At 73.3% G+C, this 22,097-nt stretch carries 24 protein-coding genes, 1 tRNA gene and 1 pseudogene; 13 read left to right on the forward strand and 13 right to left on the reverse strand.

Annotation, left to right across the window (positions count from 1 at the left end):
• Nucleotides 1-54 precede the first annotated feature (54 nt).
• The 7 genes from V6U82_RS22320 to V6U82_RS22350 form a co-directional block, all read right to left on the reverse strand.
• The gene (locus V6U82_RS22320; protein WP_334464180.1) at nucleotides 55-621 is read right to left on the reverse strand and encodes a TIGR03086 family metal-binding protein; all 567 of its coding nucleotides are present in this window, start codon (nucleotides 619-621) and stop codon (nucleotides 55-57) included.
• A gap of 98 nt (nucleotides 622-719) precedes the next feature.
• Nucleotides 720-2,258 (reverse strand): SpoIIE family protein phosphatase, encoded by a 1,539-nt coding sequence (locus V6U82_RS22325; RefSeq protein WP_128137719.1) that lies wholly within the window; start codon nucleotides 2,256-2,258, stop codon nucleotides 720-722.
• Between the two features lie 2 nt (nucleotides 2,259-2,260).
• Nucleotides 2,261-3,607: a sensor histidine kinase gene (locus V6U82_RS22330; RefSeq protein ID WP_128137720.1), complete on the reverse strand. Its 1,347-nt coding sequence runs from the start codon at nucleotides 3,605-3,607 to the stop codon at nucleotides 2,261-2,263.
• The gene (locus tag V6U82_RS22335; protein WP_334464242.1) at nucleotides 3,604-4,617 is read right to left on the reverse strand and encodes a SpoIIE family protein phosphatase; all 1,014 of its coding nucleotides are present in this window, start codon (nucleotides 4,615-4,617) and stop codon (nucleotides 3,604-3,606) included. Before V6U82_RS22335 ends, V6U82_RS22330 begins: the two co-directional genes overlap by 4 nt.
• The gene (locus tag V6U82_RS22340) at nucleotides 4,614-5,033 is read right to left on the reverse strand and encodes an ATP-binding protein (protein WP_120572138.1); all 420 of its coding nucleotides are present in this window, start codon (nucleotides 5,031-5,033) and stop codon (nucleotides 4,614-4,616) included. Before V6U82_RS22340 ends, V6U82_RS22335 begins: the two co-directional genes overlap by 4 nt.
• Entirely contained in the window at nucleotides 5,030-5,440 is a 411-nt protein-coding gene (locus V6U82_RS22345; RefSeq protein ID WP_128137721.1) for an STAS domain-containing protein, read from the reverse strand. Before V6U82_RS22345 ends, V6U82_RS22340 begins: the two co-directional genes overlap by 4 nt.
• Nucleotides 5,440-6,300, reverse strand: coding sequence for an STAS domain-containing protein (locus V6U82_RS22350; protein ID WP_128137722.1), 861 nt, complete (start codon nucleotides 6,298-6,300; stop codon nucleotides 5,440-5,442). Before V6U82_RS22350 ends, V6U82_RS22345 begins: the two co-directional genes overlap by 1 nt.
• 159 nt (nucleotides 6,301-6,459) lie before the next feature.
• On the opposite strand from V6U82_RS22350, the gene V6U82_RS22355 reads away from it, so the two are divergent.
• The gene (locus tag V6U82_RS22355) at nucleotides 6,460-6,816 is read left to right on the forward strand and encodes an STAS domain-containing protein (RefSeq protein WP_018789120.1); all 357 of its coding nucleotides are present in this window, start codon (nucleotides 6,460-6,462) and stop codon (nucleotides 6,814-6,816) included.
• 10 nt (nucleotides 6,817-6,826) lie between these two features.
• Here the strand turns inward: V6U82_RS22355 and V6U82_RS22360 are convergent, their stop codons facing one another.
• Complete coding sequence (locus V6U82_RS22360) at nucleotides 6,827-8,095, reverse strand: MFS transporter (RefSeq protein WP_334464187.1); 1,269 nt, start codon at nucleotides 8,093-8,095, stop codon at nucleotides 6,827-6,829.
• A 49-nt stretch (nucleotides 8,096-8,144) separates the two neighbouring features.
• On the opposite strand from V6U82_RS22360, the gene V6U82_RS22365 reads away from it, so the two are divergent.
• The 5 genes and pseudogenes from V6U82_RS22365 (at nucleotide 8,145) to V6U82_RS22385 (ending at nucleotide 11,575) form a co-directional block, all read left to right on the forward strand.
• Nucleotides 8,145-8,837: a FadR/GntR family transcriptional regulator gene (locus V6U82_RS22365; protein ID WP_334464189.1), complete on the forward strand. Its 693-nt coding sequence runs from the start codon at nucleotides 8,145-8,147 to the stop codon at nucleotides 8,835-8,837.
• Nucleotides 8,838-8,975: 138 nt separating this feature from the next.
• A pseudogene (gene tnpB, locus V6U82_RS22370) lies at nucleotides 8,976-10,334 on the forward strand (IS607 family element RNA-guided endonuclease TnpB); the annotation flags it as partial.
• Between the two features lie 48 nt (nucleotides 10,335-10,382).
• Nucleotides 10,383-10,853 (forward strand): large conductance mechanosensitive channel protein MscL, encoded by a 471-nt coding sequence (gene mscL, locus V6U82_RS22375; protein ID WP_128138612.1) that lies wholly within the window; start codon nucleotides 10,383-10,385, stop codon nucleotides 10,851-10,853.
• Between the two features lie 78 nt (nucleotides 10,854-10,931).
• Nucleotides 10,932-11,180 (forward strand): hypothetical protein, encoded by a 249-nt coding sequence (locus tag V6U82_RS22380; RefSeq protein WP_026268772.1) that lies wholly within the window; start codon nucleotides 10,932-10,934, stop codon nucleotides 11,178-11,180.
• Between the two features lie 29 nt (nucleotides 11,181-11,209).
• On the forward strand, nucleotides 11,210-11,575 hold the full coding sequence (locus V6U82_RS22385; RefSeq protein ID WP_334464192.1) for a hypothetical protein: 366 nt from the start codon (nucleotides 11,210-11,212) through the stop codon (nucleotides 11,573-11,575).
• A gap of 4 nt (nucleotides 11,576-11,579) precedes the next feature.
• Here the strand turns inward: V6U82_RS22385 and V6U82_RS22390 are convergent, their stop codons facing one another.
• Nucleotides 11,580-12,785, reverse strand: coding sequence for a benzoate/H(+) symporter BenE family transporter (locus tag V6U82_RS22390; RefSeq protein WP_334464194.1), 1,206 nt, complete (start codon nucleotides 12,783-12,785; stop codon nucleotides 11,580-11,582).
• A 58-nt stretch (nucleotides 12,786-12,843) separates the two neighbouring features.
• Here V6U82_RS22390 and V6U82_RS22395 point away from each other — a divergent pair, with 58 nt between their 5' ends.
• The 5 genes from V6U82_RS22395 (at nucleotide 12,844) to V6U82_RS22415 (ending at nucleotide 17,664) form a co-directional block, all read left to right on the forward strand.
• A complete protein-coding gene (locus V6U82_RS22395; protein ID WP_128138618.1) occupies nucleotides 12,844-13,407 on the forward strand; it encodes a helix-turn-helix domain-containing protein in 564 nt (187 codons plus the stop codon).
• A gap of 93 nt (nucleotides 13,408-13,500) precedes the next feature.
• Entirely contained in the window at nucleotides 13,501-14,220 is a 720-nt protein-coding gene (locus tag V6U82_RS22400) for a PP2C family protein-serine/threonine phosphatase (RefSeq protein WP_099162983.1), read from the forward strand.
• A gap of 52 nt (nucleotides 14,221-14,272) precedes the next feature.
• Nucleotides 14,273-15,472: a GNAT family N-acetyltransferase gene (locus V6U82_RS22405; RefSeq protein WP_334464198.1), complete on the forward strand. Its 1,200-nt coding sequence runs from the start codon at nucleotides 14,273-14,275 to the stop codon at nucleotides 15,470-15,472.
• A 39-nt stretch (nucleotides 15,473-15,511) separates the two neighbouring features.
• The gene (locus tag V6U82_RS22410) at nucleotides 15,512-16,261 is read left to right on the forward strand and encodes a ZIP family metal transporter (protein WP_120572146.1); all 750 of its coding nucleotides are present in this window, start codon (nucleotides 15,512-15,514) and stop codon (nucleotides 16,259-16,261) included.
• Between the two features lie 254 nt (nucleotides 16,262-16,515).
• Nucleotides 16,516-17,664 (forward strand): hypothetical protein, encoded by a 1,149-nt coding sequence (locus V6U82_RS22415; protein WP_334464244.1) that lies wholly within the window; start codon nucleotides 16,516-16,518, stop codon nucleotides 17,662-17,664.
• 378 nt (nucleotides 17,665-18,042) lie between these two features.
• Here V6U82_RS22415 and V6U82_RS22420 read toward each other — a convergent pair whose 3' ends face one another.
• Nucleotides 18,043-19,125, reverse strand: a complete 1,083-nt coding sequence (locus V6U82_RS22420; protein ID WP_334464200.1) for an NAD-dependent epimerase/dehydratase family protein — start codon at nucleotides 19,123-19,125, stop codon at nucleotides 18,043-18,045.
• A 37-nt stretch (nucleotides 19,126-19,162) separates the two neighbouring features.
• Nucleotides 19,163-19,462: a hypothetical protein gene (locus tag V6U82_RS22425; RefSeq protein WP_120574039.1), complete on the reverse strand. Its 300-nt coding sequence runs from the start codon at nucleotides 19,460-19,462 to the stop codon at nucleotides 19,163-19,165.
• A 180-nt stretch (nucleotides 19,463-19,642) separates the two neighbouring features.
• On the opposite strand from V6U82_RS22425, the gene V6U82_RS22430 reads away from it, so the two are divergent.
• The gene (locus tag V6U82_RS22430) at nucleotides 19,643-20,026 is read left to right on the forward strand and encodes a DUF6223 family protein (RefSeq protein WP_334464204.1); all 384 of its coding nucleotides are present in this window, start codon (nucleotides 19,643-19,645) and stop codon (nucleotides 20,024-20,026) included.
• Nucleotides 20,027-20,054: 28 nt separating this feature from the next.
• On the opposite strand, the gene V6U82_RS22435 is transcribed toward V6U82_RS22430, so the two are convergent.
• Nucleotides 20,055-20,717 carry a response regulator transcription factor gene (locus V6U82_RS22435; RefSeq protein ID WP_334464206.1) on the reverse strand — a complete coding sequence of 221 codons (663 nt, stop codon included), beginning with the start codon at nucleotides 20,715-20,717 and terminating at the stop codon, nucleotides 20,055-20,057.
• The gene (locus V6U82_RS22440) at nucleotides 20,714-21,880 is read right to left on the reverse strand and encodes a sensor histidine kinase (protein WP_334464208.1); all 1,167 of its coding nucleotides are present in this window, start codon (nucleotides 21,878-21,880) and stop codon (nucleotides 20,714-20,716) included. The genes V6U82_RS22435 and V6U82_RS22440 overlap by 4 nt, the downstream gene beginning before the upstream one ends.
• Nucleotides 21,881-22,011: 131 nt before the next feature.
• Between V6U82_RS22440 and V6U82_RS22445 the strand changes: the two genes are divergently transcribed.
• Nucleotides 22,012-22,083, forward strand: a tRNA-Lys gene (locus tag V6U82_RS22445).
• The last annotated feature ends 14 nt before the right edge of the window (nucleotides 22,084-22,097 follow it).

Here is a 22,097-nt window from a genome sequence, read left to right on the forward strand (position 1 = left end):
CGAATAGCGGTGTCAAGAACGGCCCGCGCGGCGCACCACGCGGGCCGTCGGGGTTCAGCGGGTCCAGGCCGGATCGCGACCGGCCCGGCCGAGCAGCGCGTCCATGCTGTCCGGCGCCGCGTCGGTGGGCACCGGCGGGCCGAACGCGCCCATCTTCTGCCCCGTGTCGCCCATCCGGTCCATGAACTCGTGCCCCGCCGCCACCACTGCGGGATCCACGCTCAGATCCTTGCCGGTGGCCCGCGCCAGATCCCACCCGTGGATGGTGAGGTCGATCAGGGCCATCATGCCGACCGTCTCCTGGGGCAGTCCCATGCCGGGCGAGATCCCCTCCTGCGTGGCCGGGTCGGACCAGGACTCGGTCAGCCGGGCCGCCTCGGTCGCGAACCGGTCCCGCCAGCCGTCGGTCAGGTGGTCGGTCTTGCCGGACCAGTCGACCTCCTCCCGGCGGGCCAGCGCCTGGAAGTTGACCACCACGTCGAACAGGTGGCCGAGCAGGTCGCGCACGGTGTAGTCGGGACAGGGGGTGGGCAGGACGAGCTGGTCGTCGGAGATGCCGCGCACCACCGCGGCCGTACGCGGCGCGGCGACGGCGAGCAGTTCACTGGTCTTCGTAGTCATAGGGACAGCCTATGAGGACGGTCACGAGGAGACGGGGCACGAACCGGCAGGGTCCGGTTCCGGCGCCGGCCGGCCGCCGCGACGACCGCGCCGATCGCTCAGCGGCGGCGGACCGCCACCACCGCCACGTCGTCGTGGATCTCCGGCGGCGCCAGCTCGACGAGCAACCGCCGGCAGAAGTCGTCCAGGTCGTCGTCCACCCGGGTGGCGGCCACCCCGAGCGCCGCCATGCCGTCGTCGATCGTGGCGTCCCGCCGCTCGATCAGCCCGTCGGTGTAGAGCACGAGCGTGGCCCCGGCGGGCAGCACGAACTCCAGATCCGGCGGGCGCGGCGCGCGCACGCCGAGCAGCGGCGCGGACTGCGTCACGAACTCGACCCGCCCGTCCCGGCTCAGCAACGCCGGCAGGTGCCCGGCGCTGGCCAGCCGGACCAGCCCGGTCGACGGGTGGAGCAGCAGGACGCAGATGGTCGCCAGCTCGGTCGGCAGCAGGTTGCGCATCAGCTCGTTGACCCGGTCCAGGATCACGCCCGGCTGGTGCCCCTCGACCGCGTACGCCCGCACCGCGTGCCGCAGCTCGGCCATCACGGTGGCGGCGTGCAGCGAGTGCCCGGCCACGTCACCGATCGCCACCAGCAGGTGCCCGTCGAGCATCACCAGCTCGTAGAAGTCGCCGCCCACCTCGGTCTGCGCGCTCGCCGGCTCGTACCGGACGGCCAGGTCCAGGCCGACGACGTCGGGCAGCCGCTGCGGGAGCAGGCTGCGCTGCAACGTCACCGCGATCCGGTGCTCCTCGTCGAAGGACCGCTGCGCCTCCACCGCCGAGGCGACCGCCTGGGCGAGCTGCACCAGCACCGGCGTGCGTACGGTCTGGGTGGCGGTCGGCACCACCACGTACAGCGGGGCCCGGTCCTCGCGCAGCCGGGACGCGGCCACCGTGACGGTGTCGCCGTCCGGCCAGCCCGCCACCGCCCAGTTGCCCGGCTCGTCGACCCGCACCCGGGTGCCGATCGGCACTCCGGTGTCGTCCACCACCCACGGCACGATCCGGGCCGGCGTGTGCGGGTCGTCCGCCACCCCGGCCAGGCAGTCCCCGTCGAACGTCTCCGCGACCACCGCCGCCGGGGCCTTGAAGATCCGCGCCGCGCCGCTCGCGGCGGCCTCCAGCAGCCGGACGAAGTTCGGCGTCGCGTGCATCTCCACTGTGGCGTCGGCGAGCGCGGCGAGCCGCTCGGCGAGCTGCTCGGCCCGCAGCCGGGCCTGGTAGTAGCGGAGCACCGCGTGCGCGGTGGCGACCAGTTCCTCCGGCTCGATCGGCTCGGCCAGGTAGGCGTCCGCACCCCGGGTGAGACCCTGCGCCCGGTCGACCACGTCGACCGCGTGCGCGGAGACGTGGATGACCGGGATGTACGGGTACTCCTCCTTGATCCGCTCGCACACCTCGAAGCCGCTCATGTCCGGCAGCCGCACGTCGAGCACCACGAGGTCGACGTGTTCCCGGGCCACCCGGTCCAGCGCCGCCGTGCCGTTCTCGGCCTCCAAGGTGACGAAGCCGGCCCGGGTCAGCCAGTTGACCAGCAGGTATCGCTTGGGGCCGCTGTCGTCGACCACAAGCACGGTCACCGGCCCGCTGTCCACCGTCACGCTCCGCCCGCGGGGAGGACCACTGTGAACGTGCTGCCCCGGCCGGTTTCGCTGGTCAGCTCCAGCGTGCCGCCGAGCAGCGTGACCAGCCGCCGCGCGTACGGCAGGCCGAGCCCGGTGCCACCGACCCGGGTCGTGCCGGGCACCTGGTAGAACTCCTCGAAGACCCGTTCGTGCAGCTCCGGCGGGATGCCCACGCCGGTGTCGGTGACCGACAGCGTCCACTGCTCACCGCGGCGCTCGGCGCGCAGGCGTACCTCGCCGCGCTCGGTGAACTTCAGCCCGTTGTGCAGCAGGTTGCGCAGCACCTGGGCGAGCAGCACCTCGTCCGAGCGGAGCGTGGCCGGTGCCGGGGGTTCCTCGACCACCAGCTCCACCTCGGGGCGCGAGGCGAGCGCCCGCAGCGTGCCGCGCAGCTGCCCGAACACGGCGCGCAGATCGACGTCGGACCAGTCCGGCTCGATCCGGCCCGATTCCGCCTTCGCCAGGTCGAGCAGCTCGTTGACCAGCCCCAGCAGGTCGCCCGCCGAGGAGCGGATCAGCCCCACCTGGCGGGCCTGCTCGCCGGTGAGCGGGTCGGAGGCGGAGTCGGCCAGCAGCCGGGCCAGGCCGATGATCGCGGTCACCGGGGCGCGCAGCTCGTGACTGACGTTCGCCAGGAACCGGCTCTTCGACTCGCTCGCCGCCCGAAGCTGGGCGGACTTCTCGTCCAGCTCGGCGTAGAGCGCCACGACGCCCCGGTTGGTCTCCTCCAGCTCCTCGGTGAGCTGGTTGTAGAGCGCCATCACGCCCCGGTTGGTCTCCTGGAGTTCCGAGTTGAGCACCGCCAGCTCGTCGCGCTGACTGCGTACCTCGTCGAGGGCGGCGATGAGCTGCGCGTTCTGGGCGGCCAGCTCGTCCAGCGCGGACCCCGGAGCGCGCTCGGCCAGCTCGGCCCGGAGCCGGCCGGCGCGTTCCGGCGTCAGCTCCTCGGCGTGGTCGGGCACTCGTCGGGACATCCTCACGACCGTATCGCCCTCGACGGCCACGACCCGCAACGTGTCCACCAGACGCGCGACGGCGCCGGACTGCGGCTCGTACCGTCCACCGGGGAGCGGGCGCAGCGGCGACAGGTCCACCTGGAGGACCCGGCGGCCGACGGCGTCGCGGTCGAGGGCGAACGTCACGTCCGCGCCGTCGACCCCGTGCAACAGCTCCCGCGCCACCTCGCTCAGCGCGGTGGCGATCCGTACCTGGTCCTGGTGTTCCAGCCCGACCGCAGCGGCCACCTCCCGGCCACGCTGCCGGACCAGGAAGATGTCCTGCTCCACCCGGAGCGCGAGGTGCAGGAGGGGTTCGGTCATGCCGCCCCCCGGGCCACCAGGACGCAGGCGTCGTCGCGGCGGGTGCCGGCGTCACGCAGCAGCGTCGCGGCGGCCAGCAACGGGTTGCGCCCGGCCAGCCCGGGGTAGTCGTCGAGGTCCCAGCGATCCACCACCCCGTCACTGTGCATGACCAGGGTGGCGTCGCGCGAGAAGGGGTAGTCGTACCCGCGGATCGCCGGACGCTGGTGCCCGGCGATGCCCGGCAGCGAGACCAGCCCGCGCCGCCGCTCGCCCGGCGCGACGATCATCGCGGCGATGTTGCCCAGTCCGGCGTAGCGGAGCACTCCGGCGACCGCATCCGGCTCCGCCACCGCGAGCGCGGCGCCCCGGGTGTGCGAGATGGCGGCGTGCAGGTGCCGCACCACCACGTCCGGCGGCCCGTCCGGCGCCGAGCGGAACGCGGACACGGCGGCGCCGGTCGCGGCGGCGGCCAGCGGACCGTGGCCCAGACCGTCGGAGACCAGCACCTGGCGGCGGCCGTCGACCTGGCGGACCGCGTACCCGTCGCCGCTGCTCTGCTCGCCGGTGATCGGACGGGCCAGCCCGGCCGCCCAGTCCGGCTCCGGCGGTACGCCGTCCCAGACCTGGATGACCAGGACCGTGCCCCGGCCCGGCGACGAGTAGCCGTCGAACCGGCTCGACTGCCGGGTGATCGCGCCGAGCCCGATGCCGAGCGTGCCGGCGGTGGAGTGGCCGTCGACGGAGGAGAGCGTGAGGTCGGCCATGCCGGGGCCGGAGTCGATCGCCACCAGCTCCACCCCGGCCCGGCCGCCCCGGCGCGCCGGGCGCATCAGCAGCGTGCCCTCGCGGGCGTGCTTGACCAGGTTGCTGGTGATCTCGGCGGTGACGATGGCCAGGTCCGCGACGCGCGGCGCGCTCAGTTCGAGCTGCCGGCCGAGACGCTCGGCCGCCCGGCGTACGCTGCCGGCGGTCGCCCCGGTGTCGACCCGGAACCAGAGGCCGTGGTCGGGCACCACGTCGGCGGTCATCGCGACCACTTGGTGACGGTGATCCGCGTCCCCTCGCCGACAGCCGTGCGGATGTCGAAGTCGTCGACGAGCCGGCGGGCGCCGCTCAGTCCCAGGCCCAGCCCGCCGCCGGTGGTGTAGCCGTCGGTGAGCGCCAGGTCGAGGTCCGGGATGCCCGGTCCCTCGTCGGCGAAGACGATCCGCACGCCACGCCGGCGGCCGTCCTCCACGGTGCTCACCTCGGCGCTGCCCCCGCCGCCGTAGATCAGCGTGTTGCGGGCCAGTTCGCTGGCGGCGGTGACGAGCTTCGTCTGGTCGACGAGGGAGAGCCGGGCCGCGACGGCTGTGGTACGCACCAACTGCCGGACCCGCACCACGTCCTCGTCGCTGCGGATCGCCTGGGTCGCCGGCACACCCAGGTCGACGCCCGTGGTCATGACGTCGCCGTCGTCTCGGTGTCCTCGTCGTCGGCCGTCTCGTCCCACTCGTCGGCGCGGCTGGCCGCAACCAGCTCCATGCCGCGCTCGACGTTCAGCGCGGTACGGATGCCGTTGAGCGACAGCCCCAGCTCGACCAGCGTGATGGCGACGGCCGGGCGCATGCCGACCACCACCGTCTCGGCGTCCAGCACCTTCGAGATGGACGCGATGGTGGACAGCATCCGGCCGACGAAGGAGTCGACGATGTCCAGCGCCGTGATGTCGATGATCACGCCGTGGCAGCCGGTGGCGACGATCCGCTCGGCCAGGTCCTCCTGCAACTGGATCGCCGTCTGGTCGGACATGTCGACCTGGATGGAGACCAGCAGGATGTCGCCGATCTTGAGGATCGGCACCCGTTCCATCAGGACTCCCGGCGCGGGCGGCGAGCGGTGGTCTCGACGCCGGTCAGGCGCAGCACGTGGCGCAGCGCGTCGGCGAGGCTCGCCTTGGTGGCGATGTCACCGAACTCGATGCCGAGGGCCACGATCGTCTGGGCGATCTGCGGGCGGATGCCGGAGATGATGCAGTCGGCGCCCATCAGCCGCGCGGCCACCACGGTCTTGAGGATGTGCTGCGCGACCTGCGTGTCCACCGCCGGCACGCCGGTGATGTCGATGATCGCGTACGGCGAGCCGGTGTCGACGAGCGTCTGGAGCAGCCGCTCCATCACCACCTGGGCGCGGGCCGAGTCCAGCGTCCCGACCAGCGGGACGGCGACCACGCCCTCCCAGAGCTTGACCACCGGCGTGGACAGCTCGAGCAGCTGCTCCGCCTGGTCGGCGATCAGGCTCTCGCGGGCCCGGACGAACGTCTCGAAGGTGAACAGCCCCATCTGGTCGACGAGTGCGGAGTAGGCGACGAAGTCGCGCAGGGTCTCGGCGCCCTTCTCCTCCTCCATCAGCTCCAGCAGGGCGTCCTTGAGCGCGAACACGCTGATCGCGGTCTCGGTGGCGGAGAACCCCTGCCGGGCCCGGTTGGTGGACAGCTCGGACAGCACCGCCCGCAGCTCACCGCCGTGCTCGTCGGCCAGGTCGGAGACGCCCTGCCGGCCGGCGTCGACCAGCGCGCGGTGCAGTTCCTGGACCTGCCGGGCCAACTCGGCCCGGCTCAGGCGACCGCGCAGCGAACTCGCGACGATCTCCGTCCAGCGGTTGGTCAACCGGTCCGCGTGCTGACTGAGCACGTCGGCGAGCCGATCACCCTGTTCGGCGCTCAACGCCATGCTGACCTCCCTGATTTGGACGGGCGGACTCTATCACCGGAGGCTGAGGCGTTACTTGTCGCGGGGCAAAGAATGATCGACCGCACCCGTGACCGCTCCCGTTCTGCGCGGCGCGCCCGTCGTGGGATACCGTTTCCCCCGAACACAGGAGGTCGACGTATGTCCTTGACGGTGCACACGGAACAGCGCGGCGACGTGGTCGTCGTGTCGGTCGCGGGCGAGCTGGACATGGCCACGGCACCGCAGCTGCAGGACCAGATCACGGATCTGCTGGACAAGGGGCGCAGCCGCCTGGTCTTCGACCTGGCCGAGGTGTCGTTCTGCGACTCCACCGGCCTGTCCGTGTTCGTCCGGGCGAAGAACAACTGCGACGAGGCGGGCGGCGTGGTCCGGCTGGCGGCCCCGCAGCGCGGCGTGCTGCGCATCCTCGAGGTCAGCGGCCTGGTCGAGGTGCTGCACACGTACCCGACCGTGGAGCAGGCCGTCGCGGGCGACCCCACCCCGGCCTCCTCCTGACCGATCCCGCTCAGCGCTCGTCCTCGATGTAGCGGGGACGAGCGATCACCATGCCCGCCGCCGTCTGCACGGCCAGCGCCACCAGCAGGAAACCGATCGGGGCGGTCCAGCCGCCGGTCGCCTCGTAGAGGATGCCCACCAGCAGCGGTCCGAGCGCCGCGATCACGTACCCGGTGCTCTGCGCGAACGCGGACAGCGCCACGGTGCCCTCGGCGGTCCGGGCGCGCAGCCCGATCGTGGTCAGGATGAGCGGGAACGCGCCCTGGCCGAGCGCCAGCAGCAGCACCCACAGCGGCGCCAGGCCGTGCGGGGCCAGCGCCAGACCGGTGTACGCGGCGGCGGAGAAGACGGTCAGCGACAACACCAGTGGCCGGAGCGTGGCCAGCCGGCCGGCGAGCGCCGGCATCATCAGCGCCACCGGCACGCCCAGCGCGGTCACGCCCGCCAGCAGCAGCCCGGCCGCCTCCGGCCGGTATCCGGCGTCCCGGAAGAGCTGGGCCAGCCAGCCCATGATCGCGTACCCGCTGAGCGACTGCGCCCCGAAGTAGACCGCCATGGCCCAGCCGAGCCGGGTCCGGGCCGGCTGCACCCGGGCCGGGGCGGCGACCGTCACCGCCGGGGGCGCGGCCCGTCGCGCGGCGCGGGCCCGCAGCGCCAGCGGCACCCACGGGAGTACGGCCAGCGCGGCCAGCCCGGCCCAGATGCCGAGTCCGGCCCGCCAGGACCCGAACGCGTGCGCGACCGGCACGGCTGCGGCAGCGGCCACCGTCGTGCCCACCGTCAGGGCCATCGTGTACGCCCCGGTGACGAGCCCGGTGCGGTGCGGGAAGTGCTGCTTGACGAGCATCGGCAGCAGGATGTTCGCCACCGCGATGCCGGCCAGCGCGAGCGCGCTGGTGAGCACGAAGACCGCCGCCGAGCCGGTGACCGCGCGCAGCACCTGCCCGACGGTGAGCGCCAGCATCGCCAGCACCAGCACCCGGGGTGCGGCCCAGCGGCGGACCAGCCAGGGGGTGAGCGCGCCCAGCCCGGCGAACGCGATGGTGGGCAGCGTGGTGACCAGGCCGGCCATCGCGCCGGAGAGGCCGAGCCCGACCCGGATCTCGTCGAGCAGCGCACCGAGGCTGGTCACCGCGGCCCGCAGGTTCAGCGCGACGAGCAGCATCCCGGCCAGTACGAGCAGGCCGCCCCGGACCGGGCCGGCGGCCGGGGTGGGCCCCGCCGCGGGGGTGACGCCCGGGGCGGGCACTGTCGCGGCGGGCGCAGGTGGCGGAGTCATGACCTCGAACCTACAATCATGGGATGAATTTCGGCACGAGTTGTAACCGGTGACACCCGCCCGGGATTCCGTCGCCGTGCCTCCGCGCGGTCACCGGGTCCGGCAGACGATCGAGCAGCTCCGGGAGCGGATCCTCGGCGGCGAGTGGCCGGTGGGCGGGCGCATCCCCACCGAGCCGCAACTGGTCGCCGCGCTCGGCGTGGGGCGGAACACGGTCCGCGAGGCGGTCCGGGCGCTCGTGCACGCCGGGGTGCTGGAGTGCCGGCAGGGCTCCGGCACCTACGTGGTGTCGACCGACGAGCTGGCGCCGGTGGTGGCCCGCCGGCTCACCGACGACCGGATGACCGAGGTGATCGAGGTCCGGCGCGCGTTCGAGGTGGAGGCCGCCCGGCTCGCCGCGCTGAGGCGTACCCCCGAGGACCTGGTGGCGCTCGACGGCGCGCTCGCGGCCCGCGAGGCCGCGTGGCGCGGCGGCCGGGTGGACGAGTTCGTCGAGGCGGACGCCGCGCTGCACACGGTCGTGGTGGCGGCCGCGCACAACGCCATGCTCGCCGAGCTGTACGCCTCGGTCGGCGCGGCGCTGCGCAGCACTGTGGCCCAGGCGATGGGCGAGGCGCTGACCCCCGAGCGGTACGTGGACCACGGCCGGCTGGTCGAGGCGATCCGGGCCGCCGACCCGCAGCGGGCGGCGATCGAGGCCGGTGCTTTTCTCGAAGGGCCCGCCGGGGGCAGCGGCTGCTGACGCACGCAAAATGTCACTGGCACCCGCTAGCTTCCTGACATGACGGGAGACCCGAAGGAGCAAGTAGTGGCCACGGCATCCTGGCCGGCGCCGTCGCCTCCCGATGGTTCCGCGTGAAGACGATCCAGGCGTACCCGATACGCCCTCGATCTCACCCCGACGCAGGAACGCGCAGCACTTGCGCACGCCGGAGCCGCCCGCGTGGCGCACAATTGGGCGCTCGCACGAGTCAGAGCAGTGATGTGTCAACGGGCCGCGGAGCGCACCTACGGCATCCCGGATAATCAACTCACCCCGGCGCTGTCGTGGTCGCTTCCAGGGCTGCGCAAGGAATGGAACGCCGCTAAGCGCCAGGTCGCCCCATGGTGGGCGGAGTGCTCCAAAGAAGCGTTCAATACGGGTCTCGACGCACTCGCCCGAGCACTGAGGAACTGGACACGTTCCCGCAGCGGGCACCGGGCCGGCCGACCCGCCGGTTTCCCCCGGTTCAAGTCCCGCCGACGCACTGCGCCGAGCGTTCGCTTCACCACTGGCACGATCCGGGTGGAGTTGGACCGGAAGCATATAGTGCTTCCACGGCTAGGCCGGCTGAAGCTACACGAGTCCGCCCGTAAGCTCGCCCGCCGCATCGACAGCGGGACCGCCCGACTCATGTCCGCCACCGTGCGCCGTGACGGCGGCCGGTGGCACGTGGCCTTCACCTGCGAGGTCGAGCGAACCGATCGCCGCCCGACCCAACCCCTGTCGGTGGTCGGTGTCGACCTTGGCATCAAGCATCTCGCGGTGCTCTCGACCGGTGAGAAGGCACCAAACCCCCAGCACCTGATTGGTGCACAGGCGCGGTTGCGGCGTTTCAGCCGGGCGCTGACCCGAAAGGCCGGACCGGATCGGTGCGCCAGCCGCCACCCGTCCGGCCGGTGGGAACGGGCATCCGCCCGCCTCAGCCGGGCTCACGCACGGGTGAGAAACCTGCGTCGCGACGGGTTGCACAAACTCACCACCCGCCTCGCCCGAGAACACGGCACGATCGTGCTAGAAGACCTCAACGTCGCCGGGATGCTGCGCAATCGACGGCTGGCGCGGCATATCGCCGATGCCGGTTTTGCCGAACTGCGCCGGCAACTGGCATACAAAGCTGAGTGGTACGGCGGCCAAATGATTCTGGCCGACCGCTGGTATCCCTCCTCGAAAACCTGCTCGGGTTGCGGTGCGGCGAAAGCCAAGCTGGCCCTAGCCGAGCGGACCTACATCTGCACAAAGTGCGGCCTGGCGCTTGATAGAGATCTCAACGCTGCCCGCAATCTGGCCGCCCTAGTCGCGAGTCACACCACCGGGAGTGGTCCGGTGGCTGGACGTGGAGCCGACCGTAAGACCCAGCATGCTGGGCTGGTGGCAGTGAAGCGTCAACCCGGCGCCGCCTCAGCGGGTCAGACCGGGACCGTCCCGCCGCAAGGCAGGACTACCGATCGCGAGCTCACTAGAGCCGGCGATGGGTAACGGCATAGGTTGTCCCGGACGCAGACTCATCAGGGCACGGGAGTACGGATGCTCAAGGGCTTCAAAGACTTCATCATGCGCGGCAACGTCGTCGACCTGGCGGTCGGTGTCGTCATCGGCGCCGCGTTCACCGGCGTGGTCACCCAGCTCACCAAGTCGTTCCTGGAACCGCTGGTACGCGTGTTCATCGCGGTGATCACCGGCAGCGAGAACGGGCTCACCGGCTCGACGCCGGCGTTCCGGGGCATCCCCTTCGACTGGGTGGCCTTCGTCAACGCGCTGATCACGTTCGTGCTCACCGCGGCGGCGCTGTACTTCCTCGTCGTCTACCCGATGAACAGGCTCGCCGAGCGGCGCAAGCGCGGCGAGGAGCCGCCGCCGTCGGCCCCGAGCGAGGAGGTCAAGCTGCTCACCGAGATCCGGGACGCGCTGCTCGCCGGCAACCACGGCACGCCCGGCCAGCGCAGCGCCCTGGACGACGTGCTCGGCCGCCGGCAGGAGCCGCCCGCGCCGCGCTGAACGCCATAGCCGATCGGCCCCCGCGACGATCTCGCGGGGGCCGACGTGTATCGAACACATGTTCGATAGAGTCCGGGCATGGAGCAGCGTAGGCACTGGTGGAACGGGAAATGGGGACGCCTCGCCCGGCGTGACGTCTTCCTCCGGGTGGACGGCGACCGCTGGCACGTGGAGCAGCGGGCCGGCGGCGCCGAGGGGGTCTCCCGGTTCTACGAGCACGCCAGCGTCGAAGAGGCCGAGGAGACGGTCCGGGCGCTGCTGGACGGCACCGACACCTGGCGCGAGCTGTCCCCCCGCCCACCGGGCGGCTGGGCCCCCTCCGTTTAGCGCCCGCGCGCCCCGGGAACCGCTTCTGCATGAGCCAGCAGCAGGACACCGTCTCCCGGGTCACCACCGGCATGCGGGTGGTCGACTCCGCAGGCGTCGAGGTGGGCACAGTCGATCTCGTGCAGCGTGGCGACCCGGTCGCGGTGACCGTGCAGGCGCCCGCCCCGGTCGACCCGGGCAGCAGCCTGGACGAGCTGATCGAGTCGGCCGCGGCCGAGGAGCCGGACGTACCGGCCGACCTGGCCGCCCGGCTGCTGCGCGACGGCTACCTCAAGGTCTCCACCGAACTGGTCCGCACCGGCGCGGTCTACGTGCTGGCCGACCGGATCGCCGCGGTGAGCGACGGCGCGGTACGCCTCACCGTCCCGGCTGCGGAGCTACCCGCCGAGGAGTGACTGGTCACCCGGTCCGGGCGGGAACGGACGGGGTGGGATCCGCCTCGACCGGCGCCGGTGCAACCGTCCGGCGGCGGAACAGCAGCAGCATCAGCCAGCCCGCGACCAGTCCCCAGAACGCGCCGCCCACCCCGAGCAGGCTCACCCCGGAGGCGGTGACCACGAACGTCACCACGGCTGCCTCCCGTGCGTCCGGCTGGGCGACCGCCGCCGTGACGGCTCCGGCGAGCGCGCCGAGCAGGGCGAGCCCGGCGACGGCTTCGACCAGCACCGGCGGGGAGAGCAGCACCAGGGCGGTCGCCACGCCGGCGCCCAGGCCGAGCAGGGCCAGGCCGATCCCGGCGGTGACCGAGGCGATCCAGCGCCGTTCCGGGTCCGGGTGGGCGTCCGGGCCGGCGGCCAGGGCGGCGGTGATCGCGGCCAGGTTCACCGCGTGCCCGCCCGCCGGGGCGCCGAGTGCGGTGGCGAGCCCGGTCACCCGCAGCGCCGAGCCCAGCGGGGCCCGGTAGCCGTACCCGGCGAGCACCGCGGTGCCGGGCACGTTCTGCGCGGCCATGGTGACCAGGAACAGCGGCAGCGCGAGCCCGACGACGGCGGGCAGCGTCCAGGCCGGCGCGGTGAACGCGACGACCGGTGCGGCGTCCAGCCGGGCCGGCCCGGAGGTGGTCAGCGCGATCGCGACCACCGCCACGGCGAGCGCGCCCGGCACCGCCCAGCGGCGGGCGAACCGGTGCAGCAGCAGCCAGACCAGCACCACCGGCCCGGCCAGCAAGGGCACCTCGACCAGGGCGCGTACCGGCGCCGTACACAGCGGCAGCAGCACCCCGGCGAGCATGGCGGAGGCGATCGGGGCGGGGATCGCGGCGACCGCGCGGCCGAGCGCGGGGATCAGCCCGGCCGCGATGATCAGCAGTCCGGCGACCAGGAAGGCGCCGACCGCCGCGGGCCAGCCGCCGGCGACCGGTCCGGTGGCCACGAGCAGCGCCGCGCCCGGCGTGGACCAGGCGATCGACAGCGGCAGCCGGTGCCGCAGGCCGAGCCAGACCGCGCAGGCGCCGCTGGCGACGCAGAGCGCGAGCAGGCCGGAGGCGGCCTGGTCCGGTTCGGCGCCGACCGCGCGCAGCCCGGCCAGGACGACAGTGAACGAGCTGGCGAAGCCGACCAGGGCGGTCACCACGCCGGCCAGGACGGGTTGGAGCCGACCGCCCATGCTCTCCTCCTCCGACCGTTCCGTTTACGGAACGGCACGGTGTAGCACGATAGCCCTCATGACAGCCGCCGCACCAGCCGACGACCGGGGCGCCCGGGAGGTCGGCCTGCGCATCCGCTCGCTCCGCACCGAGCGGGGCATCTCCCTGTCCGAGCTGGCCCGCCTCGCGGGCGTCGGCAAGGCCACGCTCTCCGGCCTGGAGAACGGCGTGCGCAATCCCCGGCTGGAGACCCTGTACGCGATCACCGCGCAGCTCGGCGTACCGCTGACCGCCGTGCTCGCCACGCCCGACCAGGCGCCGACCCTGCGCGGGGCCGCGGTGGGAGGCACGCTGCTGGAGGTGTTCAGCGACCGGGAGGCGACCTACGAGCTGTACCGGATGTGGGTCACCCCGGGGCCGGCGCAGCTCTCCCCCGCCCACTCCAGCGGCGTGACCGAACACGTGACGGTCTTTTCCGGCGTGCTCCGCGCCGGGCCGGCCGACGCCCCGCTGACCGCCGGCCCCGGGGGCTACCTGCGATGGACCTCCGACGTGCCGCACACCTACGCGGCGGTGGGCGAGGAGGAGGTCCACGCGAGCCTCCTGCTGCGCTATCCTCGTCCATCCACACTGGACAGTTGACGCATACCCAGGATGCAAGCTGATGACATTTCTTTCAGCAGACCCGCCAGCGCGTGCAGACGCGGAGCCGTTCTTCTTGGCAAGCTTGTCCTCATGACGCTCATCCTCCGCTCGGCCATCCTCAACGACGTCGGCCTCGTCCGGACCAACAACGAGGACTCCGCCCTCGCCGGTGACCGCCTCGTGGCGGTGGCCGACGGCATGGGCGGGCTCCCCGCGGGCGAGGTGGCCAGCGAGATCGTCATCCGGATCCTGGACGAGCTGACGCCGCCCACCGGCGCCGACGAGGCGGCCGACGCGCTGCGCGCCGTCGTGAGCACCGCGAACCAGCGCATCCGCGCGGCCATCACGGTGGACCCGGCCCGCGACGGCATGGGTACGACGCTCACCGCCGCCCTGCTCGCCGGCGACACCCTGGTCCTGGCCCAGGTCGGCGACTCCCGCTGTTACCTGCTGCGCGACCACGAGCTGACCCAGCTCACCCGTGACGACACGTTCGTGCAGGCGCTGGTCGACCAGGGCGCGCTCTCCCGCGACCAGGCCCGGCACCACCCGCAGCGCTCGCTCGTCACCCGCGCGGTGCAGGGCTCCGACGCGCCACCCGCCGTCGGGGCGCTCACCGTGTTCGCCGGAGACCGGCTGCTGCTGTGCAGTGACGGCCTCTCCGACTACGTGGAGGACGCCGCCATCGCGGCGGCGCTCGCCACCTACGGCGACCGCCAGCAGTGCGGCGAGCAACTGGTGAAACTGGCCCACCAGGCCGGCGCGCCGGACAACGTGACTGTGGTCATCTCGGACGTTACCGAGGCGTGAGCGGGCGTCCTTTCCGGTTGCGGACCACGCCCGGTGCGGTTGGGATGAACGGATGCACATCCGCCGGCTGGCCGCCGATGAACGACTGACCACCAGCTTCCCGCTCCAGGCGTACGCGTTCGAGGCATCGCCGATGGCGGACTCCCGGACCGACCAGTTCCGCGCGTACCTGCCGTACAACGCCGGGAACACGACGCTGGTGGCCGAGGAGGACGGGGTCACCGCGGCGGCCGTGTCGGCGATACCGATGCGGCAGAACCTGCGCGGCGCGGTGCTGCCGATGGCCGGTGTGGCGGGCGTGGCCACCCATCCGCTGGCCCGCCGGCGCGGCCACGTCCGGACGCTGATGCAGCAGCTTCTCGACGGCATGCGCGACGAGGGCCACCAGCTCACCGCGCTGCACCCGTTCCGCGCCTCGTTCTACGAGCGCTTCGGCTACATCGGGCTGCCCCGGCGGCGTACCGCGGTCTTCAACCCGGCGGACCTGGCGCCGCTGCTGCGGGCCGAGCTGCCCGACGAGCTGGTCTGGGAGCGGATCGGCGCGGGATATGCGCGGTGGCGCGCGTACACCGAGCGGTGCCTGCGCGAGCGGCACGGCTTCGCGGTCTTCCCGGACTTCCGCGCGGTCGGCCTGCGCGACCGGGACGACCGATGGCTGGTCAGCGTGGTGCGCGGCGGCGAGACGGTCGGCGCGGTGACCTACCGGATCGACGACCACGCCGGCACGCTGTTCGCCGACGACCTGCTGGCCGACGACGCGTACGCCCGCACGTCGGTGCTCCAGTTCTTCGCCCGGCACGTCGACCAGGTGGCCCGGATCAGCGTCCAGGTGACCCCCGACGAACTGCCCGAGCTGTGGCTCACCGACCTCGACGTGCAGGTGGAGGCGCGGGTGGCCCGGCCCGACCCGACCGCGCCGATGGCCCGGCTGCTCAGCCTGGACGCGCTCGCCGACCAGCCGGTCGGGGTCGGCCGGGTGCTGGTCGAGCTGGTCGGTGACCGCTGGCTCGCCGGCCGGCACCTGCTCGACGGCACCACGGGCAAGCTGGCGGTGCTGCCCGCGCAGACCGCCGCCGGGGGCCGCGTGCCGGCCGCGCGGCTCACCGCCGCCGGGCTGTCCGCCCTGGCGTACGGGGTGCTCGACCCGGCCGAGGTGGTCGTACGCGGGCTGGGTGAGGTGCCGGTGGACGCGGCGGGTGAGCTGCGACGTCTCTTCCCCCGCGAGTTGCCGCACCTGTTCGCCGACTTCTGACCCGGTCGACGGCGCACGCCCGGGGGTAGGGTCCAGCGCGTGCCGGAGTGGCTGGAAGCGGGATTCTGGGGCCTGCTCGCCGGGTCGGCCCTGCTGATCGGGGCGGCCGTCGGGTTCTTCGCGCGCGTACCGCGCCGGGTGACCGCCTCGGTGATGGCGTTCGGCGCGGGCGTGCTGCTGTCCGCCGTCTCGTTCGAGCTGATCGACGAGGCGCACGAGCAGGGCGGCCTGCTGCCGGTGGCGATCGGCGCGGCGGCCGGCGCGCTGGCGTACACCGGGGCGAACGTGCTGCTGGCCCGGCACGGTGCGCGGCACCGCAAGCGTTCCGGCGACGAGCAGCCCTCCGAGCGGGAGCAGCCCGGCTCGGGTACGGCGATCGCGGTCGGCGCGCTCCTCGACGGCGTACCCGAATCGGTGGTGATCGGTGCGAGCCTGCTCGCCGGCGGCCCGGTCAGCCTGGTCACCGTCATCGCGGTGTTCCTCAGCAACGTGCCGGAAGGGCTCTCCAGCGCGGCCGGGATGCGGCAGGCCGGGCGTACCCGGCGCTACGTTTTCGGGCTGTGGACGGCCATCGCGTTGATCTCCGGCGCGGCGTCGCTGGCCGGGTACACGCTGCTCGGCGGCGCGCCGCCCGAGGTGCTGGCGACGATCACCGCGCTCGCCGCGGGCGCGATCCTCGCGATGATCACCGACACCATGGTCCCGGAGGCGTTCGCCGACGCGCACCTGCTGGTCGGGCTGATCACCGTGCTCGGCTTCCTGGTCGCGTTCGCGCTGTCGCACGCCTGACCGCCGCACGCGGTGCCGGGGGCGCTGCCCGCCGCCGCGCGGTCGCCGGCTCAGGTGCCGGCTGCGGCTCCGGTGCCGGCCGCGGCTGCGGCTCGGGCTGCGGCTCCGGTGCCGGCTGCGGCTGCGGCTCGGGCTGCGGCTCCGGTGCCGGCTGCGGCTGCGGCTGCGGCTGCGACGCCGGCTTAGCGGCGGGTTAAGGATCGGCTGTGGAGTCGTGCCGGGGCGGCCGGTCCTCCTAGCATCGGGCGGTGCGCGTGAAGTCGGCTGTCACTCTGCTCGTCCTCGCCCTGGCGACGGCGACGCTGCCCGCCTGCGGCGGCGAGGATCCGGCCCCTGTCTCCGCCGTGGCCAGTGGCACGCCTGGAACGCCGGGTGCCGCCCCGGCGTCCGCACCGGGCGGGCGTTCCGGCCTCGGCAGCGCCCGACCGAGCCCCACCCCGGCCACCGTGGCGTTCCGCGCCGGCAACCCCGCAGGCCGGGCGAGCGTACCGGCCGAGGCACGTCCGGTGGACACCTCGCGCCCGACCCGTACCGTCGGCAGCGGCACCCCGGCGAGCTGCACCTCGGAGGCGGTGGTGAAGGCCGTCGCGGCCGGTGGCGTGATCACGTTCGACTGCGGCCCCGCGCCGGTGACCATCACCATGAAGGCCACCGCCAAGGTGGTGAACTCGCACGGCCCGCGCGTCGTGCTGGACGGCGGCGGCAAGGTCACGCTCAGCGGCGGCGGCAAACGCCGCATCCTCTACATGAACACCTGCGACGAGGCACAGGGCTGGACCACCTCGCACTGCCAGAACCAGGACCACCCGCGGCTCACCGTGCAGAACCTGACGTTCGCCGACGGGGACGCCACGGGCGATCGCACCGAGGGCGGTGGGGGCGGCGCGATCTTCGTACGCGGCGGGCGGTTCACCGTGATCAACTCACGGTTCGTCGACAACCGCTGCGACCGCACCGGCCCGGACCTCGGGGGCGCCGCGCTGCGCGTGCTCAGCCAGTTCGAGAACAATCCGGTGTACGTGGTGAGCAGCACCTTCACCGGCGGGGTGTGCGCCAACGGCGGGGCGCTGAGCAGCATCGGCGTCTCCTGGACGGTGCTGAACAGCGTCTTCCGGGACAACCGCGCGGTCGGCACGGGCGCGAACCCGGCGCGGGGCGGCACACCGGGTGGCGGTAGTGGCGGCGCGATCTACTGCGACGGCAACGAGTTCGCCGTACGGATCGCCGGCACGGTGATCGAGGACAACAGCGCGAACGAGGGCGGCGGCGCGATCTTCTTCGTCAGCAACAACCGCACCGGCACCCTGAAGATCGACAGCAGCACCCTGCGGCGCAACCCCAGCCGAGGCTTCGAGACAAAGGGCCACCCCGGCATCTTCTTCCTGGGCGCCCAGATCTCCTGACCTCTTTTCTCCCTCCCTCCCTTGCGCTGCCCCCGAGGGCTCCGCCCCGCCGATCATGAAGTTGGCGGCCTCCCCGTCGGCGTGTCGCGCCGTCAACCTCATGATCACCGCCTGAGCCCTCGGCCTGCGCCACGCCGCTCCCACCCCACCCCGTCGATCATGAAGTTGACGGTTCCATCATCGGCGTGTCGCCCCGCCAACTTCATGATCACCAGCCAGGCCCCGACCCGATGGCGCCCGCCCCGCCGGCCTCACCTCGCGCGTGACCCCTTGACTTTGTGATCAAGGAGTTTGCGTCCTGGTCGATCTCTGGGAGGGACACAAACTCCTTGATCAACAGGGCGGGGAGGGGCGGGGCAGGGCGGGGGCGGGGTGGGGTCAGTAGGGGTTGGGGTGGCCGGGGAGGTGACCTCTGGTCAGGGCGGCCGGGCGGCCGGGCAGCGCCGGGTCCGGGGACAGCGGCGGGGAGTCGGTGCCCGCTCTCGTGGCCATACCGGCGAACAGCTCCTTCAGGGCGGTCACCGTGTCGACGGCCGGCGTCCAGCCGAGTTCGGTCTCGGCACGGTGGCTCGACATCAGCGGCACGTTCAGCGCCAGGTCGACCCAGCCGGTGTCGACCGGCTGCAGCCGCGCCCGCCAGGTCACCGCCGCCGCCGCGCGCAGCACGGGCGTCGCCACCGGCACCGTCCAGCCGTGGAAGTGCCGGGCCACCAGCTCCGGCGTCAGCACCGGGTCGGCCGCCACGTTGAAGGCGCCGCTCGCGTCCCCCACGACCGCCCTGGCGTACGCGTCGGCCACGTCGTCGGCGTGCACCGCCTGCATCCGGAGTCGCTTGTTCGACGGCACCAGCGGAATCCGGCCGTACCGCAGCAGACGCACCGGCACCAGCGGGCCGAGGAAGTAGCGGCTGATCTCCGTACCGGCCTCGCGCTGGAAGATCAGTCCCGGGCGTAGCCGTACCACCCGCAGGTTCGGGTGCTCCCGCTGCACGCCGTCGAGCAGCGCCTCCACCTCCGCCTTGTCCCGGCTGTACGACGACGTCTCCACCCCGGTCGCCGGCCAGTTCTCGCTGACCGGGTGGTTCTTCGGGCCGGGCGCGTACGTGCCGACCGATGAGGCGTACACCAGGGCCGGGACGCCGACCCGGACGGCGGCCTCGATCACCGCGCGGCTGCCGCCGACGTTGGTCCGGTAGAGCGTGCGGCGGTCGTGGCTGGGCTGGATCTGCCAGGCCAGGTGCACGACCGCCCCCGCCCCGGCGAAGATCCGCACGAGCTGGTCCGCGGCGCCCGGTGCGCCGATGTCGCAGGAGTGCCACTCCACGTCGTCGTACGGTTCACCGGCTTCGGGCCCGGGCAGCCGGCGGGCCACGCCGACCAGCTCGGTACCCGCCTCCTGCCGCAGCCGGCGCAGCACTGCCGTCCCCACGTTGCCGGTCGCCCCCACGATCACGATGCGCATGACGGGTGCGGTACCCGCTGAACCGGACAGCAACCGCTCACGGACGGGGGTTCGTGCGGACCCAGCCCTTCTCCCGTTCGCGGCGACCGGCGGTGGCGGCCAGGCAGCGCGGGCAGAGCCAGCTCTCCGGGTCGGCCTCGGTGAGCACGTCGGTGCCGGAGTAGTCGAACGGCACGTGCGGGAAGCGGCGCAGCCGGGTCCGGCTCAGCGGCAGCCCGCACAGCGTCTGGTTCTGGCCCGGCAGCCAGGCGTGCACCTCACCGCCGGGCCGCCGTACGCCGTCGTCGCCCGGCACCTCGCGGGACGCCGCCACGGCGGCGGTGGTCGTGACTCGCATGGTCGCCCAGGTTCCCCGGTCGCCACCGTTCACGCCTGAAGACAACCCCTGGGGTACGCGGGCGGAGCGCGTACCCCCGTGGTGGTAGCCCGATCGACGACTCCGGGGCGACGACCGGCGGCGATGCGCGTCCATACGCTGCCGCCGTCACCACTTGCCGCGACCCGAGGGAGTCCCAGAATGTCCATCCGTCACCTGCTCGTCGCCACAGTCGCCGGAGAGTTCGCCCCGGCCGCGCACACCTCGCTGGCCGCCGGGGGCATCGGCGGCTCCGGGCGGGCCGGCGCCACTGTCATCGCCGTGGTGGGCCTGGCCGGTGTGGTCGTCGGCGGGCTGGCACTGAGCCGCTCCCGTCGCGGGCCGGGCGAGGGGCGGGTCCAGGCCCTCGTGGCGGTGGCGGCCGGACTGGTCAGCCTCGTCCTCAGTGTGTGGCACCTGGCGCTGACCACCGAAGGTTTCGGCACCGGCCAGGGACGGGCGGGCGCGATCGCCGGGGTGGCGTTCGGGCTGATCGGGGCGGTGCTGGGCGGGCTGGCGCTGGCCCGTTCCCGGCGTACCGCCTGACCGGTCACCCACTCTGCCCGGCCCTCTGTCAGGAGGCGGTGAGCCAGCCGGGCACGGTGAGCCCCGACTCGTACGCGAGCACCACGAGCTGGGCCCGGTCCCGTACCCGCGTCTTGGTCATGATCCGGCTGACGTGCGTCTTCGCGGTGGCCGGGCTCAGCACCAGCCGGGCCGCGATCTCGTCGTTCGACAGGCCGGCGGCGACCAGGGCGAGCACCTCCCGTTCCCGCTCGGTCAGCGCGTTCAGGCGAGGGCCCGGGTCCGGGTGCCGGGTCCGGGCGGCGAACTCGGCGATCAGCCGGCGGGTGACGGCCGGGGCGATCAACGCGTCGCCCCGCGCCACCACCCGTACCCCGTGGATCAGCTCCGCCGGCTCGGTGTCCTTGACCAGGAAGCCGCTCGCGCCGGCCCGCAACGCGCCGTAGACGTAGTCGTCCAGGTCGAAGGTGGTCAGGATGATCACCCGGGCGTCGGTGCCGGCGACGATCTCCCGGGTGGCGGCCAGGCCGTCCAGCAGCGGCATCCGGATGTCCATGAGGACGACGTCCGGCCGCAGTTCCCGCGCCAGCCGTACCGCACCGGCGCCGTCGGCGGCCTCGCCGACCACCTCGATGCCGTCCTCGCCGTCGAGGATGGAGCGGAAGCCCGCGCGTACCAGGGTCTGGTCGTCGGCGAGCAGCAACCGGATCATGTCGTCTCCCCCCGTTGCCCGCGTGGCGCCGGGACCGGCAGCGGGGCGGGCCGCAGCGGGAGGCGGGCCCGCACCAGGAACCCGCCGCCCGGCCCCGGTCCGGTGGTGAGCGAGCCACCCAGCGCCCGTGCCCGCTCTCCCATGCCGAGGATCCCGTTCCCGGGCGGGCCGGCGGGACCGGCACCGTCGTCCGCCACCTCCACCAGCACCTCGTCGCCGTCCGGCACGACCCGGACCACCGCCGTGCTCGCGCCCGCGTGACGGCTCACGTTGGTGAGCGCCTCCTGGACGATCCGGTACGCGGACAGATCCACCTCCGGCGGGAGCGGCCCGGTCTCCGTCACCTCGGTACGCACCGTCAGCCCGCGCCGCCCGGCCGTCGTGACCAGCTCGTCGAGGCGGTCCAGGCCGGGTGCGGGGTGGCTCGGCGTCGTACCCTCCTGCCGGAGCACGCCGAGCGCCGCCCGCAGCTCCCGCAGCGTCTCCCGGCTCGTCTGCTTGATCACGGCGAGTGCCTCCGCCGACCGCTCCGGATCGGGCCGGTGCAACGCGGCGCTCGCCTGCACGCTGATCAGCGAGAGGTGGTGGCCGAGCAGGTCGTGCAGCTCGCGGGCGATCCGTAGTCGCTCCTCGGTGGCCCGATGACGGGCCTCCTCCTCCTTGCGCTGCTCCGCCGCCAGCACCCGGGCCTGCACCTCGGCGAGATAGGCCCGCCGGTTACGGGTCACGCCGACGATGACCGCGACCAGCCAGCCGGCGTGCAGCAGCGTCGCGCCGTTCCCACTGACACCGGTCCGCGTGTAGCTGTCGGCGACGGCGAAGGAGACGACCGAGGCCAGGCCGAGCCCCACCGCGACCGCGAGGTGCCCCTCGTCGACGACCGTGTACAGCGCCACGACGAACACCAGCATGATCGGCCCAGGCCGGTGCAGCAGAGCGCCGTACGCGGCGACCGCGGCCAGCGCCACCACGCCCACCGTCACCGGGTATCGGCGGCGCAGGTAGAGCGCGCCGGAGGAGGCCAGGACCACGAGCAACGCGACGAGTTCGGCGGTGGTGTCGATGCCGTCCGACTGCACGATCAGGCCGAGCAGGGCCACCAGGGCGACGGCAGGCACCACTGCGGCTTCCGCTTTGAGGCCGTGTCGGCGCCAGCTCGACATTGCCGAAGCGTAGCGGTCCGCGGACGCAGCGGAGGGCCCCGAAGTGGGGTCGTGTGGTGCCGGAGGGTGGTCGGGAGGGTCGGTGCGCGACGCACGCCGGGCTGATCGGGTTCGGGTAACCTGTGGCGTGCGGGCCGCTAGCTCAATGGCAGAGCTGTGGACTTTTAATCCATAGGTTCAGGGTTCGAGTCCCTGGCGGCCCACTCCGTTCCAGCTC

The organism is Micromonospora sp. CPCC 205554 (assembly GCF_036902745.1).
GTDB classification, from domain to species: domain Bacteria; phylum Actinomycetota; class Actinomycetes; order Mycobacteriales; family Micromonosporaceae; genus Micromonospora; species Micromonospora tulbaghiae.